Source organism: Neorhizobium petrolearium (assembly GCF_029854435.1).
Lineage (GTDB): Bacteria > Pseudomonadota > Alphaproteobacteria > Rhizobiales > Rhizobiaceae > Neorhizobium > Neorhizobium petrolearium.
Window position 1 is genome coordinate 858,197 of the sequence record NZ_CP123000.1, and the last position, 15,085, is coordinate 873,281.

Below are 15,085 nucleotides of genomic sequence, written 5' to 3' on the forward strand. Positions count from 1 at the left end.
ACCGTCAGAGCGCCTTGACACAGTTCGGCGTTGCGGAGTGATAGCACGGAGCCGTCGTGCCCAGATGCACGCGCAGGTCCCTGCGCCCCGGCTCCGCGACGAGCGCGGCAAAGGACAATGCGAAAATCGTCATGATCAGCGTCACGATGGTCAAGCGGCGTGCAAGAACGAACATGGCCTACTCCCGATCCAATGCAGGCAGGATAATGGCGGGAGACTGAACGCGTCCTGAGAGACCGGTTCATCAGGAATTCAGCATCGTTAACGGACCGAAAGCGTGGCGCATGAAGGATTGCCACGCATGTCGTGCCAATCGGCGAGGAAGCGCACGACCCTTGTTGCGGACAGGAGGCCTGGAGGACGCATTGCTGTCGGCGGGAGCGGCAGGACCGCGACCCATAAGGATAAAGCCGGTCTCAAACCGGCTTTATCCTTATGGGAACTCCGCGCAAAGGCTGCGACCTGCACGGAGTTCGGTATCTTGAATCAAATGCTTAGTCCTGCGGACGGACGATGCCGTTGTAGAAATCGCCGCTATCCTGGGAATTATCTATGTCCGTATCCGCACCTTCGTTGCTTACCCAGGGGCGGACGGGCTGAATGCTGCCGGTAGGCATTCTGTCAACAGAGGTATCGTCAAGGTTGGGGGCGTCGCCCTGGGGCGGAGCCGTCATCATATAATCCTGGCTATAGTCTTGGCCATAGTCCTGGGCACCGGCAGGACCGACGAAAGCTGCTGAAGCGACGAGGGCAGCTACAATACCGGAGGTCAGATAGGTCTTCATTTCCTGTCCTTTCCATGGTCCCATCATATTGCGAAGCGATATCGGCATCGCCTCGTACGAAGGTACAAATCGATGGAGAGGGAGATCGTTCCAACAAACCGACACGGAAAGGCTGCAGATTTCCGGTGGGATGACCCGGAAAACGTGAGGATTTTCCACGGAAAACCGCCCGGAAATCACGGTTTGCGGATTTATTCGTGATTGATTCGCTGGAGGGCTTCACCTAATCTTGAAGTCGACAATCGGTTTCAGAGTCCGGCTGTCACTTTACCGGAAGACGATTGCGACCCGTTTTCCGATGGGTGTCTTGAATGAACTGCAAATGCCAGCCGCTCTGCGGCTGGCATTTGCGTATGTATGACAGGCCAAACCGCCATCCGGGGCAGGGGCAGGGGGAACGTCCCCGGATGGCGGCGGCACAGGGGCCTTCGCAGAAGTCAGGTTTCACTCACGTTTCAAACCCTGACTGTCGGAAGGCCTTATTCCGGGCGAACGATGCCCGGATAGTAGTCGCCCCTCTCAGGAGGAGCCTGGAGGTCGCCGGTGCTCTGGCGGGAGTCGATGCCGGTCGAATAGGTTCGGCTATTCGTAATGCTGCCGGTGCTGAAGCGGTCGACCCGGGAAGGAGCGGTTGAAGGAGCGGCCCTGGTGCCATTACGGTCAAGGCCCTCATAATAGTCCCCCTCGCCGGCGAGAGCGACGCTTGCAAAGGAAGCCGATGCGATGAGAACGGCTGCGAACGCAGAAGCGATCTTCGTCATTGTCTTATCCCTTCAGAGTTGTCCGCCGGCGTTGAGTTTGCGACCTTGCCGGCGGCATTGTTCGATGTCTTGAATGAACTGCAGTCAGTTCGGGCGGTTGATGCCCTCGTAATAGTCGCCCCGATCCGGGCTTGCCTCTGCCAACACCCAGCCGCCCTGCTGGTCGACGCCATAGGCGCGGGCGATCGAACCGGGATAACCGTAACCGTCGGACTGTATCTGGTGGGCCGACTGGACCGTTTGATCGGGCCAAACGCCTTCATGGTAGTCGCCATTGCCAGCAAAAGCAGCACCGGCAAACGAAGCCGAAGCGATCAGAGTAGCTGCAATGGTGGAAGCAATGATCTTCATTGTCATGTCCTTTCAGCGTCATAAAATTCAAATGAGAGTGTTGTTGTTTGCACCCGTCATATCGGACCGATCGGTTCGATCTGAAAGCCCCCTATTTTGGCGACTGCTGTCAATGAAACATTGACGATAAAAATCCGATTCTTCTTATACCCGTTAAAAGTGCTAAGTGCGCTAATTTTTGCGCAGACGCCCTGCATAAACCGATTAGGTTACATTCTGGAAAGGTAATATTGACTGGAAAAACAAAATGATAAAAAGGATGGTAAGGAATTGCGCCTTAGGCGTGTAGACCTTAGCGAAATATGGCTTTTTTATGTCTTTTGTACGGCGGTATCATTGCGCCGGTGCTATTCAAGGTTTTCACAAAACTGTGATGTTCCGGATTGGTGGAGTTCGTGGACTTTCAACCGATGCCGTTTCTTGCGGCCACGGTGCCCTTTACCGATGCACCGGCAAAAAAATCGGGCAAAGTCTGGAGTTCTGGAACGGGGAATGGCCGCGCCGGCAGTGGTGCGGCCATTCCAATTACTCTCTTAATAAAGGGAGTGGCGGAGGTGTTAGAGACGTGTCCAGGTCTGCGACTTGCAGAGGATCTTCAGAACGCAGCCCTTCATCTTCAGAGAATTGCCGCTGACCGACCCCGACCCGCTATAAGTCTTGTCCTCGGCCGGATCCGTGATCTCGCCGGAATACTCGCCATCTTTTCCGGCAAGCCGGCCGATCTGCTTGCCGGCATGCTTGCCGGTCTTCAGCATTACGCAATAGACGCTTCCGCATTTGCCGATCGCAGCGGTTTCGCCGCTGGCGGTTTTCCAGTTGCCCTCGATCGGCTCCGCAGCCTGGCCGGCGGTGGCTGCAAGTGCGAATGCGGCAGCAAGCATCAGTTTCTGCATGATAATGGCTTCTCCTCCTTGATCCCGGCAGGCCCATCGAGTCCTGCGGTGCAATTTCCCTTCGAAGCTCTCGCTCCTCCGCGCAGGCTTCTTCGAAAATTTATCTTACGCACACGTAAAGGTAAAGTCCGTCTCGCTGAAGCATTTCAACGTGCCTGCGGTGCGGATTTTCCGAAGTGTGAAGACATGAAGACCGAAATCGTGGTTACGCATCCGTTTAAATCTGTTTCTAAAATTTTCGTAAAATTCGTCGCGAAATCGCGAAAATGCAAGGCATCTGATGTTTAACAAAAACCCAAGTTTACCAAGTGTTTGGACTTTGTTTTCCTCAAATTAATCATGCTTTTTAGGCGTCTTTTGGAAGGTTGGGCGCATAGTGGGCTCATCAAGACGAGCGGGGCAACCGCCGGCCTGACGGATCGAAAACAGCCGCTTCAAGACGGTGGATCCGGACGGAAAACAGGGCAGATGAACGACAGGCTTTAGACAGGGATCAAACCGATGGCACGCTTTGAAATCAACAATTCCGAAATGGCCACCATGGGTGGCGAAACCCGCGCCGATACGTTCTGCGAAATGGGTCTGATGTATGCGACTGGCCGTGGTTGCGAGATAGACCTCGTTTCCGCTCACAAATGGCTCAACATCGCCGCGATCAAGGGGTCCGACCGCGCCGCCGAGCTGCGGGCCGACCTCGCCCAGACCATGACCAAGATGCAACTCGCCGCAGCTCTTCGCGCCGCCCGCGAATGGATGACGATGCACTGAGCTGCTCCCGGCGTGTCAGTGAATCCGCCGGCCCCGCAAGAGGTCGGACACGGAATAAATCCAGGAGGGGAAGGGACTCGGGGACCGTATGGGACCTTGGCCCGACAATTTAAGACCGCGATCGGCAGGAACAAGGCCGACGCGGTCGCTTTCTTGAGGGCTCAAAATCCTTTCAGGACCTTCGGCAGCGCCTCTTCCAGGAGAGCCATATCCGATTCCGGTCCGACGCTCACGCGGATGCAGCGGTTGAGTGGCGCGACACCCGGCATGCGGATGAACACGCCGTGCTCCATCAGCCCATCGACGATCGAGCGCGCATAGGCGCCGTCACGGCCGCAATCGATCGCCACGAAATTCGTCGCCGAAGGGAGCGGTTTCAGTCCGTTGGCCGCGGCGATCCCGGCGATCCGGTCCCGCGAGGCCTTGATCCGGCCGATCACGTCGGAAAGATAGGCCTGGTCCTTGAGGGCGGCGAGCGCTGCTGCGACGCCAATGCGATTCATGCCGAAATGATTGCGGATCTTGTCGAACGCCTGCGCTGTGCCGGGCGTCGTGATCGCATAGCCCACCCGGGAGCCGGCCATGCCGTAGGCCTTCGAGAAGGTGCGCGTGCGGATGACATTCGGACGGCCGATGAGGGCGGAGATCGCCGGCATCGCGTCGGCCGGGCCTGTCTCGCAATAGGCCTCGTCAAGGATCATCAGACAGGTTTCCGGCAGCGCTTCGGCAAAGGCGACGATGCTGTCGGCATCCCACCAGCTTCCCATCGGATTGTCGGGATTGGCGAAATAGATGAGCGGCGCGTTCTCGCGGCGCACGGCTTCCAGCAGTCCGTCGAGGTTCTCGCGATCGTCGACATAAGGGACCGTCACCAGCCGCCCGCCGTGACCGGCGACATGGAAGTTGAACGTCGGATAGGCGCCGAAGGAGGTGACGACCGGCAGGCCGGGATCGATCACCAAGCGGACGATCAGGCCCAGCAGGCTGTCGATGCCTTCACCGACAGCGATGTTCTCGGCCTTGCAGCCGAGATGGGCCGCGAGCGCCTGCTTGAGGTCGAAATTCTCCGGATCGGCATATTTCCAAGTCTCGCCGGCGGCCGCGCACATCGCTTCGATGGCCGACGGTGCGGGACCGAAACCGTTTTCGTTGGCGCCGATACGCGCCTTGACGATCAGTCCCCGGTTGCGTTCGATGGCCTCGGGCCCGACGAAGGGGACGGTCGCGGGAAGGGCACTGATCAGCGGTGTGAAGCGCGAGAATGCAGGCATGGATTGTGTTCCGGCTTTCTAAAATCGGCACACAATAAGAGTGATTCATCAATGCGCAAGCCCGCTTCAGCCTGTTTGGGCTCTCTCACCCGCAAATCTTTTCCGCTCTCGCCCGAACAGGTGGCCGAGCTTTTCGATCACGTGTCGCACCTCGGGCCGGTGCCGGTCATCGTCATTGGCGACGATCGATATCGTATAGGTGAGTTCCGGAATGATGCCGCCTTCGCGCACGAGACCGGAAAGCGCATCGCCCACGAAACAGGGCAGCACGCCTCGGCCGTTGCCGCTTGCTATCAGGTGCGCAAGAAGTTCCGGCGAGTTGGTCCAGGTGCGGATCCTGGCTTCCTGATGCTGAAAGACCCATTTGTCGGCCGGTGCATGGGAGCTCTCGGTGCCGAGCGAAACCCATGGCAGATCGTCCTCTTCGGCGAGAGCACTTGCTTTGTAGACCGCATGGGTAACGCTGACGGAGCGACGGATTGCGATATTGCCGGATTCGGGTCTCCGCCCGACCAGCCCGACATCCGCCTCGCGATAGGTGAAGTCCATGCCCTTGTGCAGCGATTTGCAGCAGAGCCGGAAGCGATCGTCCTGCCCTCGGATGTCTGCGGTGTGATCGGCGATGAAGCCGGATAGCCAGGCATCGGCGCCGATCGAGACGATCGGCATGGCAAAGGCCTGTCCCTTCCAGTCGGCGATGCCGTCGGCCGCCCTCTGCATGGCGCGCGCATGCTCCAGCAGGATCTCGCCGTCCGGCGCCAGCCGGTATCCCTGCGGGCTGCGCACGAAGAGCGTCCGGCCGGTCGTGCGTTCGAGCGCCAGCATGCGCCGCCCGATCGTCGGCGCACTCAGGCCTGTCCGGCTCGCCGCGCCGCTCAACCCTCCTTCCGTCGCCACGTGGAGGAAGAGTTTCAGATCGTCCCAGCCTGCATCGGTCATTGAGTTATCCTATGGATTCGCCAGTGTTCTTCCCATCGTTCATGGATGAAAAGCGGCTTTCGCCGACGCGTCTACAAGACCGGCGTGTAGGCCATTAGCTCGGTGGCATCACATATAGATGGAGATACCGCCATGCTTCTCAACTGGGTCAAGCTCTGGGGTCGGCTGAAGAAGGAAAACGACAGGCGCGGACGGCATCCGCTTGCCGACCCCCTGGAAGGCGCCGAATGGCGCGGACTGTTATGGATCGTGCCGTTGCTTGGGCGTCTGGCAGGCAGTCAACCGAAACGACGGGCTGCAAAGACCCGCCGGATGCTGCGCTGTGAACCGCTCAGTGGCTGGTCTCGAAACTCAGCCGGATGACGTGATGGAGGAATTCCTGGTCGATCAACATGTTGAAGCCGACCGAAACCTTTTCCTCCTCCCGTCGGATGACCGTGCAGCCGATATCGTCATGAATGCCGAGGATTTCGAGGAAGAAATTGTTCGGCACCGGCAGATGCGGGCTGATCTCCAGTTCGGCGCCATAGAGCGAAATGGTGCGGATCAGGCAACGAAAGCTGGTCTTGGTGCTCAGATGACGGCCGACGAAGATGATCTTGCCGGGCCTGTCGATCGGGAACTTCTCGAAAGCCTTCTCGCGTGAGCCTTTCAGCCTCGTATCCTGGTCCATGACATAGGGCATGAAACCCTCCTTCTTCACTCCTGCTGTGACTATATTCCTCTTCCGCTGATATATTCTGAAACGGATCGGTAAAATTGTATGGATACCGGCAGATGGCGCCCAAAAGTCGGGCATTTGAACACAAGGAAGGCGTTTTTTCCTTCCGTATGGAACAGTCCATAATTCAAAGCACATAATCACGGATGTCGCGTTGTTGACGGGCACGCGTCGCGGCGATACCCCTTGCGATCGGATTTTCGATGTTATCTCAACAGGAACCATGATCGACGTGGGGAGTGAGACGTGACGGGCAGGTTGGTGATTGTCGGCGCCGGGCAGGCGGGGTTTGCGCTCGCTGCGAAGCTCCGGGCCTTGAAGGACGAGCGGCCGATGACGATCATCGGTTCGGAAGAGGTGATCCCCTACCAGCGCCCGCCGCTCTCCAAGAAGTATCTGCTCGGTGAGATGGAATTCGACCGGCTGACCTTCCGGCCCGAGAACTGGTATCCGGATAACGGGGTTGAGCTTCTGCTGTCGACCTATGTCGAGGAGATCGACCGCAAGGCAAAGCGCGTGCGCATGCAGGACGGCGCCGTGCTCGAATACGAGACGCTGGCGCTTGCCACCGGCTCGACGCCCCGCACGCTGCCGGCAAGCGTCGGCGGCGATCTTGCCGGCGTCTTCACCATGCGTGACAAGCGGGATGCCGATCTGCTGATGGGCGAGATGCGGCCCGGCCGGCGACTCCTTATAATAGGCGGCGGTTATATCGGTCTGGAGGCGGCTTCGGTCGCCCGCCATCTCGGCCTCGAAGTGACGCTGATCGAAATGGCCGACCGCATCCTGGCTCGTGTCGCGGCTGAGGAAACCGCCGATGCGATGCGCGCCATCCATCAGGCTCACGGCGTCGTCATCCGCGAAAAGACCGGCCTGCATCGCCTGACAGGCGAAAATGGCAGGGTTTGCGCCGCAGAACTTTCCGACGGCAGCACGATCGACGTCGATTTCGTCATCGTCGGTATTGGCGTCACCCCGAACGACCTGCTGGCGCAGGACTGCGGCCTGGAGGTCGGCAACGGCATCGTCGTCGACGAATTCGCCCGCACCTCCGATCCCTCGATCTTCGCGATCGGCGATTGCGCCATGCTGCCTTGGAAGGGCAAGCGGATCCGTCTCGAATCGGTGCAGAATGCCGTCGATCAGGCGGAAGCCGCCGCGGCGATCATGGCCGGTGGCAATGCGCCCTACGACGCAAAACCCTGGTTCTGGTCGGACCAGTATGACGTGAAGTTGCAGATCGCCGGTTTCAACATGGGCTATGACGAGACGTTTGTGCGGCCCGGTGCCCGCGAGGGAAGCCTGTCCGTCTGGTATTTCCGTGAGGGAAAGTTCATAGCTGTCGACGCGATCAACGATGCGAAGGCCTATGTGACGGGCAAGAAGATGCTCGAAGCCGGCATCGAGCCGAACCGGGCTGTCCTTGCCGATCCGGCCGCAGACCTGAAGCAGCTTCTCGTTTGAAGGGAATGTGAGCGCCATGCCGGCTCCCAGGAATCATTTCAAGGCAGCGCTGAAGGCCGGTCGGCAGCAGATCGGCCTCTGGCTCAACATGGGGGAGGCGCTGACAGCCGAGATCGCCGGCACGGCCGGCTTCGACTGGCTGGTGATCGATGGCGAGCACGGACCGAACGACCTGCGCAGCATCATGGCGCAGCTCCAGGCGCTTTCCGCCTCGCCGTCGGAAGTGGTCGTGCGGCCGCCGATGGGCGAGACCTGGTTCATCAAGCAGCTGCTCGATATCGGCGCCCGAACGCTTCTGGTGCCGATGGTTGATTCGGCAAGAGAGGCGGAAGAGCTGGTCCGCGCCGTGCGCTATCCGCCGAGGGGCGTTCGCGGCGTGGGCGCTGCCGTGGCGCGTGCCTCCGGCTTCAACGCCATTCCCGACTATGCCGAGACGGCGGCCGATGAGATCTGCCTGATCGTCCAGGCGGAAACCATGGCTGCGATTCGCGATCTGGAAAACATTGCGGCCGTCGATGGCGTCGACGGCATTTTCATCGGCCCGGCCGACCTGTCCGCCGACATGGGCTATCTCGGCCGCATGGAAGCGCCGGAAGTGCAGGAAGTGATCGACAAGGCGATCGTGACGATCGTGAAGGCCGGCAAGGCGGCCGGCATCCTCACCTTCAGCGAATCACTGAACCGTCACTATCTCGATCTCGGCGCGTCTTTCGTGGCGGTCGGTGCCGATGTGACGGAATTTTCCGGCGCACTGAAGGCGCTTGCGGCACGTTATGGCCGCGCCGCGGGAAAACCGGCGCCGCGCCCCGGCTACTGAGAATCCCGTCCGGCAGCGATGGGTCCGGGAATCCCGTCAGCCCGGGTGGAAGCCATCGAGAGTGCTGCCCGGCGAGGCGCGAATTCCCATTTTGATTCGCCTAAAAACTTTGCTGCCGCTGTCACAAAAGCCTTGCATTCACGGGGGCTCTAACATAGGTAGACCGCGACGGAGAGGTGGCCGAGTGGTCGAAGGCGCTCCCCTGCTAAGGGAGTATACGTCAAAAGCGTATCGTGGGTTCGAATCCCATCTTCTCCGCCATTTTCCGGCTAAATGGCCTTCTTTATCCTGTATACAACCTCCCGCCTTGATTGAAGTGTTACCATGTGGACACGGCCGGATACGCACGACCGATCGCGCCTCCGAGCGATTCTTCCGATGCCTGAGCCATCGCCGCTAAGTGACTGTCAGATAAGCTCTTTCTTAACTAAGTGTAAAATAATGCCCGGCGCCACCGGCAGCTTTGTGTCCTTTCGGCAACAGACTGTCGGGAAGCGGGTTTCGAAAAGGTCTCAGGTTCAAGTTCCGGATTGCATGCCCTCTGCCGTCTTGTATTTTCACATCCGGAAGCGAGGCGGTGGATCGTCCTTCTTCTGGCAATCGACGGGGATGGGGCAGGGAACGCTGTCCTTCAGCAAAAAGAACCCAAACCCACACGAAACTTTGACTGGAGGTCAAATATGAACATCAAGAGCCTTCTTCTCGGCTCCGCTGCTGCCCTCGCAGCAGTCTCCGGCGCTCAGGCTGCTGACGCCATCGTCGCTGCAGAACCGGAGCCGATGGAATACGTTCGCGTTTGCGACGCATTCGGCACGGGCTATTTCTACATCCCGGGCACCGAAACCTGCCTCAAGATCAGCGGTTACGTCCGTTTCACGGTCGACTTCGGTGATGAGGTCAACAGCTACAACGCTGGTGACTGGGATGCCTGGACCCGTGGTCGCGTTGAATTCCAGACGAAGAGCGACACCGAACTCGGTACGCTGACCGGCTTGATCGCGATCCATGGTGAAGCTTCGCGTGACGATTCCGGCAGCTCGGACTTCGATAACTTCTACTTTGACGAAGTCTACTTCTCGCTCGGTGGCCTGAAGGTTGGTAGCTACTACAACTGGTGGGATAAGGGCATCAACGGCGAAACCGACTCGCTCGGCTTCAATACCCGCAAGACGGCAGTTTCCTACAGCTACACGGGTGAAGCTTTCAGTGCCGGTATCCAGCTCGACGAAATCTCCCGCGCTATCGGTGTAGAGGGTGATGGTCAGGGTCTCGGTGTCGAAGGTATCGTTTCCGCGAAGTTCGGCGCGGCATCGATCGATCTCCTCGGTTCCTATGATATCGAAGCCGAAGAAGGCGCTGTTCGCCTCCTCGCTTCCGCTGCTGTCGGTCCGGGCACGCTTCAGGGTGCTGCGATCTGGTCGTCGGGCGAAGGTAAGGGCGACTCTGTACAGGATTACTGGAACGCTTCCGAATGGGCTCTCGCCGCTTCCTACGCGTTCAAGGCCACTGACAAGCTGACCATCACCCCCGGCTTCCAATACTGGATCAACAGCTCTGCTGGCGCTGGCAACTTCGAAGGTGACGACTACTGGCGTGCTGGTGTAGCGGTTGGCTACAACATCACGACCGGTCTGAGCACCCTGGTCTCCGTCCAGTACACGGATGAGCATGACCTCGTAGATGACGCTTGGAGCGGCTTCGTCCGCCTGCAGCGTACTTTCTAATCTGATTGGATTATCCTGATCGGTGAACTCCCCCGGCCTCGGCCGGGGGAGTTTTTTGTTGTGCTGATGTTGAGTTCCACTTTCGGTGGTGGTGGTGATTTTGTGACAAAAAGGAGACGATGGCCTTTCAAATGCCTCGCGGGAGGATGGGGAGCCGGGGAACTTTGTTGCCGCTGATTAGCCTTCAGTAATAAGCTTTCTGCAGCATCTGGTGAATCAGATGCACATTTTGAAATGACTGGAGGTCATGAAAATGAACATCAAGAGCCTTCTCCTCGGCTCCGCTGCTGCGCTTGCAGCAGTCTCTGGCGCTCAGGCTGCTGACGCCATCGTTGCTGCAGAACCGGAGCCGATGGAATACGTTCGCGTTTGCGACGCATTCGGCACTGGCTATTTCTACATTCCGGGCACGGAAACCTGCCTCAAGATCGGCGGCTACGTCCGCTTCCAGGTCGATATCGGCGATAGCACGAACGGCTTCAACGGCGGCGATTGGGATGCCTGGACCCGTGGTCGCGTCGAGGTTACGTCCAAGAGCGACACCGAACTTGGCACGCTGACCGGCTTCATTGCCATCCATGGCGAATCGTCTCGCGACAACTCTGGCAGTTCGGACGATGATCACTTCTACTTCGATGAAGTCTATATCGAGCTCGGCGGCTTCAAGGTCGGTGACTACCTGAGCTGGTGGGATAACGATCTGCCGGGCGAGCTCGATCTCCTGAGCAATCAGACCCGCTTCACCTCGGTATCCTACACCTATACCGGCGAAGCATTCACCGCCATGATCCAGGCCGACGAGATTTCGAACGAGATCTCCCGCGCAGGTGAAGGCCAGGAATTTGGTATCCAGGGTGGTCTTCGGGCAGCTCTCGGTCCGGCAAACCTCGAACTCCTCGGCGCCTATGACAACCGCTCCGAAGATGGCGCGGTCCGCGCGATCGGTTCGATTGATGCCGGTCCGGGCACCTTCTACCTGTCCGTTCTCTGGTCGTCTGACCCGAGCGTCTACTATGAAGACGCCGAGTGGACGGTTGCTGCGAACTACGTCTGGAAGGCTACCGACAAGCTCGAAGTCATTCCGGAATTCCAGTATTTCTGGAATACGAATATCGTTGCGGGTAGCTACGATGACGGTGGCGACGACTGGGCTGCCGGTCTCACCGTCAACTACCAGATCACGGAAGGCCTGCGCAGCAAGTTTGCTGTCGGTTATGGCCATGAAGCCGACGAATGGGCCGGTCTCGTCCGCCTGCAGCGCGACTTCTGATCTGATCGTCTGATCTGAGCTTGAAGGCCCGGCCATTGCGCCGGGCCTTTTCGTTTATGACGTGATGATAAGCGCTTTCGGAAGGGTGGGGCAGTGATGCTGGACGCCGTGAGCCCCGCTATTGCCGTCCGAACCGCAAGTCTGCCTCGATATCGGCCTTCTGGCCGAGGCGGATCTTGTAGACCTGGTAATTCTCCATCACCCGCTGCACGTAATTGCGCGTTTCGGGGAAGGGAATGCGCTCGATCCAGTCGACGATGTCATCGAGGGATTTCCCGCGCGGGTCGCCATAACGGGCGATCCACTCCGGCACACGGCGCGGACCGGCATTATAGGCGATGAAGGTCAGGATATAGGAGCCGCCGAACGTGTCGATCTGTTCGCCGAGATAGTGAGCGCCGAGCGTAGCGTTATAGCCGGCATCCGTGGTGAGCTTCGCGGCGGCGTAGGTGAGGCCGTGGCGCTTGGCCACGCCTTGGGCCGTGCCGGGCAGGAGCTGCAGGAGTCCGCGGGCATTGGCGGCTGAAACGGCGGCAGGGTTAAAGGCGCTTTCCTGGCGTGCAATGGCATAGGCGAGCGCCTTGCCGGAGCCGGCGATATTGGCGCCGGCCGGAATGACGCCGATCGGGAAAGCCAGCGCCGCGACCTCGATGCCACGGCCGAACGCGATCTTGCCGATCTGCAGCGAGAGGGCATGATTGTCCTGCGTTTCGGCGCGCGCGGCGAGAATCGCGAGCTCACCCGGGCTTGTCATTTCCTCGGCGAGTGCGCGGTAAAGCGTGCCGGCGCGTTTGCCGTGGCCTGCATCTTCCAGCCGGGCGATCGCTCTCACCGCCTCGCGGTTGTCGAAACTGCGCCGGTCGGCAACGGTAGGCGAGGGGTAGCTCACGTCGAGCGTCTTGATGTCGAGGCGGGCGGCTGCAAGCTGACCGTAGAATGTTCCGGAATAATGCGCTGCCTTGGCGAAGAATTCGCGGGCGTTGCCGGGTGCACCGGCTTCGGCGGCCCGGCCGAGCCAGTACCAGGCGCGGGAAGCGGAGAGCGGCTTGTTCGACACATCAAGGATCTTGCGGAAGTGCTTTTCCGCGAGCGCCGGCTCGCGAAGCGCTCTCAGCGCGTACCAGCCGGCATGGAATTCCGCGTCGACCACATCGGTCGAGGAGGTCGCGAGATGATTGGCAACGACCGTGTAGGCGCGCTTGAAATCGCCCTGGTCGGCAAGGCCGCGGGCCACGATGCGCCGCTCGTTCCACCATTCGCTCGTGTTGACGAGCCTGGAAGCCTCGCGCGGCGCCTTTTCAATGAGTTCGGCCGCCTCGCGATATTTGTCCTGCCGGCGCAGATATTCTATCCGCGCGAAGAGATAGGCCGGATCATCCTTCCAGGACCGGTCGACCGCATTGAGAAGGGTCTCGGCATTCTTGGCGTTGCTGGTGACGCCCGCCCATGCCTTGTAGAGTGATTGCGCCTTGCCGAGATCGCCGAAGCGCTTGGCCTGCGTGGCGCGCCCCTTGTACATCAGCGTGTCCATGCGGGCCTTGTGATCGGCCGGCGAGAGGAGCGCCGGAAATTCGGCAAGGATCCTGTCTTCGGTCGGCTTGTCGAGCGTTTCGGAAAGCCAGATCTGACGCAGCGGACGCGCCGCCTCGCTGGTCTTTCCGGCGGCGACCAGCGCACGCGCCAGGATGATCGCGCCTTCCGTCGTTTCCGGCCGTGTCGAGCCGAAGGCGGCAAGCACGGTGGAGGCCGACGGATTTTCCCGATAGAGGGCGCGCTCGGAATTGGCGCGCAGGTTTTTGAGGCCGGGCCAGCCTTTCAGCTCCCGCTGCGCGGCCGCGATTTCGCCGGACGGAACGCCCGGCGCGCCGGACGTGGCGATCGCCCAGGTCAGGATATGCCGGTCGAGTGAACCTTCGGAGAGCCCGTTGCGGGTGGCAAGTGCTGTTGCGATATCGTTGCGGGAAAGGGCGTCGAGCCCTTCTCTCAACACGCCGGCCGGCTGCAGCCTTCCCGTGCGCGGGATCGCGCCTGTGATATCCGGCGAAGGCGTGGTTGGCACCGGCATGGCGGTAGGCATTGCGCGCGCGACGGGATCTTCCGGCTTGACGAAGGGCAGCGGTACGGCGCTTTCAGGAGATGCGGCAAAACCGGGCACGCTCGCAGCACCAAGCCCCAGAGCAGCGAGGATCAGAACGGGCCTATTCATCCGATAACTCGTCGTGAAGATATCTAACCCCTATTAGCCGCCGAGCGGATTAACGAAACCTTACCATATTTATGAAAATGCGCGATTTCTTATATGAGATTCCGCATGAAATCCCTTGTCGTCACGCTTGTCGCCGCTTTCCCGCCGCTTTATTGTGCGCGACCTTAGTCACGGATTGCGGCCGAAGCATGGATTGCGGCCGATTGGGAGCTTTGCATGTTCAAGGGATCGATCCCCGCCCTCGTCACCCCCTTCACCACCGATAGTTCGGTGGATGAAGACGCCTTTGCCGCGCATGTGGAATGGCAGATCGGTGAAGGCAGCAGCGGCCTGGTGCCGGTCGGCACCACCGGTGAATCGCCGACACTATCCCATGACGAGCACAAGCGCGTCGTGGAACTCTGCGTCAAGGTGGCCAAAAAGCGGGTTCCGGTCATCGCCGGAGCGGGCTCCAACAACACGCGGGAAGCGATCGAACTGGCCGTGCACGCGGAAAGCGCGGGCGCCGATGCTATCCTGGTCGTGACGCCTTATTACAACAAGCCGACGCAGAAGGGGTTGATCGCGCATTTCTCGGCGATAGCCGAAGCCGTAAGGCTGCCGATCATCATCTATAACATCCCGCCGCGCTCGGTCATCGACATGTCGCCTGAGACGATGGGTGCGCTGGCGAAGTCTCATAGGAACATCGTCGGCGTGAAGGATGCGACCGGCAAGCTGGAACGTGTCTCCGAGCAGCGCATCACCTGCGGCAAGGAGTTCGTCCAGTTGTCGGGTGAGGATGCGACCGCGCTCGGTTTCAATGCCCACGGTGGTGTCGGGTGCATCTCGGTCACGGCCAATATCGCACCGCGTCTCTGCGCCGACTTTCAGGCCGCGATGCTGGACGGCAACTACGCGAAGGCGCTCGAATATCAGGATCGGCTGATGCCGCTCCACAAGGCGATCTTCATGGAGCCCGGCCTTTGCGGCGCCAAATATGCGCTGCACAGGCTGCGCGGCATGAACCGCATGGTGCGTTCCCCGTTGATCTCGACGCTGGAACCGGCGACGGAAGCGGCGATCGACGCGGCCATGCGTCACGCGGGGCTCTTGAACTGAAGCGAACGCTGCAG

Annotated in this window: 15 protein-coding genes and 1 tRNA gene; 7 read left to right on the plus strand and 9 right to left on the minus strand. The window is 59.8% G+C overall.

Features of this window, described 5'->3' with window-relative positions; translation table 11 throughout:
* Positions 1-4: 4 nt before the first annotated feature.
* The 5 genes from QEO92_RS04440 to QEO92_RS04460 all read right to left on the minus strand — a co-directional run bounded on the left by QEO92_RS04440 (position 5) and on the right by QEO92_RS04460 (position 2,790).
* The gene (locus tag QEO92_RS04440) at positions 5-175 is read right to left on the minus strand and encodes a hypothetical protein (protein ID WP_227702299.1); all 171 of its coding nucleotides are present in this window, start codon (positions 173-175) and stop codon (positions 5-7) included.
* Positions 176-494: 319 nt separating this feature from the next.
* Positions 495-785, minus strand: a complete 291-nt coding sequence (locus tag QEO92_RS04445) for a hypothetical protein (RefSeq protein ID WP_227702300.1) — start codon at positions 783-785, stop codon at positions 495-497.
* A gap of 479 nt (positions 786-1,264) precedes the next feature.
* Entirely contained in the window at positions 1,265-1,546 is a 282-nt protein-coding gene (locus tag QEO92_RS04450) for a hypothetical protein (protein ID WP_037157406.1), read from the minus strand.
* A gap of 84 nt (positions 1,547-1,630) precedes the next feature.
* Entirely contained in the window at positions 1,631-1,897 is a 267-nt protein-coding gene (locus QEO92_RS04455; RefSeq protein WP_227702301.1) for a hypothetical protein, read from the minus strand.
* 557 nt (positions 1,898-2,454) lie between these two features.
* Positions 2,455-2,790 carry a DUF2147 domain-containing protein gene (locus QEO92_RS04460; RefSeq protein ID WP_152601275.1) on the minus strand — a complete coding sequence of 112 codons (336 nt, stop codon included), beginning with the start codon at positions 2,788-2,790 and terminating at the stop codon, positions 2,455-2,457.
* Positions 2,791-3,291: 501 nt separating this feature from the next.
* On the opposite strand from QEO92_RS04460, the gene QEO92_RS04465 reads away from it, so the two are divergent.
* Positions 3,292-3,558, plus strand: coding sequence for an SEL1-like repeat protein (locus QEO92_RS04465; RefSeq protein ID WP_037157401.1), 267 nt, complete (start codon positions 3,292-3,294; stop codon positions 3,556-3,558).
* Between the two features lie 161 nt (positions 3,559-3,719).
* Here the strand turns inward: QEO92_RS04465 and QEO92_RS04470 are convergent, their stop codons facing one another.
* From QEO92_RS04470 to QEO92_RS04480, 3 genes are all read right to left on the minus strand, one after another.
* A complete protein-coding gene (locus QEO92_RS04470; protein ID WP_227702302.1) occupies positions 3,720-4,829 on the minus strand; it encodes a pyridoxal phosphate-dependent aminotransferase in 1,110 nt (369 codons plus the stop codon).
* Between the two features lie 66 nt (positions 4,830-4,895).
* Entirely contained in the window at positions 4,896-5,768 is an 873-nt protein-coding gene (locus tag QEO92_RS04475; protein ID WP_227702303.1) for a LysR family transcriptional regulator, read from the minus strand.
* Between the two features lie 331 nt (positions 5,769-6,099).
* A complete protein-coding gene (locus tag QEO92_RS04480) occupies positions 6,100-6,453 on the minus strand; it encodes a PilZ domain-containing protein (RefSeq protein WP_081953036.1) in 354 nt (117 codons plus the stop codon).
* Between the two features lie 282 nt (positions 6,454-6,735).
* Here QEO92_RS04480 and QEO92_RS04485 point away from each other — a divergent pair, with 282 nt between their 5' ends.
* The 5 genes from QEO92_RS04485 to QEO92_RS04505 all read left to right on the plus strand — a co-directional run bounded on the left by QEO92_RS04485 (position 6,736) and on the right by QEO92_RS04505 (position 11,764).
* Positions 6,736-7,953 (plus strand): NAD(P)/FAD-dependent oxidoreductase, encoded by a 1,218-nt coding sequence (locus tag QEO92_RS04485; RefSeq protein WP_227702304.1) that lies wholly within the window; start codon positions 6,736-6,738, stop codon positions 7,951-7,953.
* Between the two features lie 16 nt (positions 7,954-7,969).
* On the plus strand, positions 7,970-8,770 hold the full coding sequence (locus tag QEO92_RS04490; RefSeq protein WP_037157392.1) for an aldolase/citrate lyase family protein: 801 nt from the start codon (positions 7,970-7,972) through the stop codon (positions 8,768-8,770).
* A 170-nt stretch (positions 8,771-8,940) separates the two neighbouring features.
* Positions 8,941-9,031: transfer RNA gene (locus tag QEO92_RS04495), tRNA-Ser, on the plus strand.
* A 419-nt stretch (positions 9,032-9,450) separates the two neighbouring features.
* The gene (locus QEO92_RS04500; protein ID WP_227702305.1) at positions 9,451-10,494 is read left to right on the plus strand and encodes a porin; all 1,044 of its coding nucleotides are present in this window, start codon (positions 9,451-9,453) and stop codon (positions 10,492-10,494) included.
* 253 nt (positions 10,495-10,747) lie between these two features.
* Complete coding sequence (locus tag QEO92_RS04505) at positions 10,748-11,764, plus strand: porin (RefSeq protein ID WP_227702306.1); 1,017 nt, start codon at positions 10,748-10,750, stop codon at positions 11,762-11,764.
* A 118-nt stretch (positions 11,765-11,882) separates the two neighbouring features.
* Here the strand turns inward: QEO92_RS04505 and QEO92_RS04510 are convergent, their stop codons facing one another.
* Positions 11,883-13,970, minus strand: coding sequence for a lytic transglycosylase domain-containing protein (locus QEO92_RS04510; protein ID WP_227702307.1), 2,088 nt, complete (start codon positions 13,968-13,970; stop codon positions 11,883-11,885).
* Between the two features lie 216 nt (positions 13,971-14,186).
* On the opposite strand from QEO92_RS04510, the gene dapA reads away from it, so the two are divergent.
* Positions 14,187-15,071: a 4-hydroxy-tetrahydrodipicolinate synthase gene (dapA, locus tag QEO92_RS04515; protein WP_227702308.1), complete on the plus strand. Its 885-nt coding sequence runs from the start codon at positions 14,187-14,189 to the stop codon at positions 15,069-15,071.
* Positions 15,072-15,085: the final 14 nt, after the last annotated feature.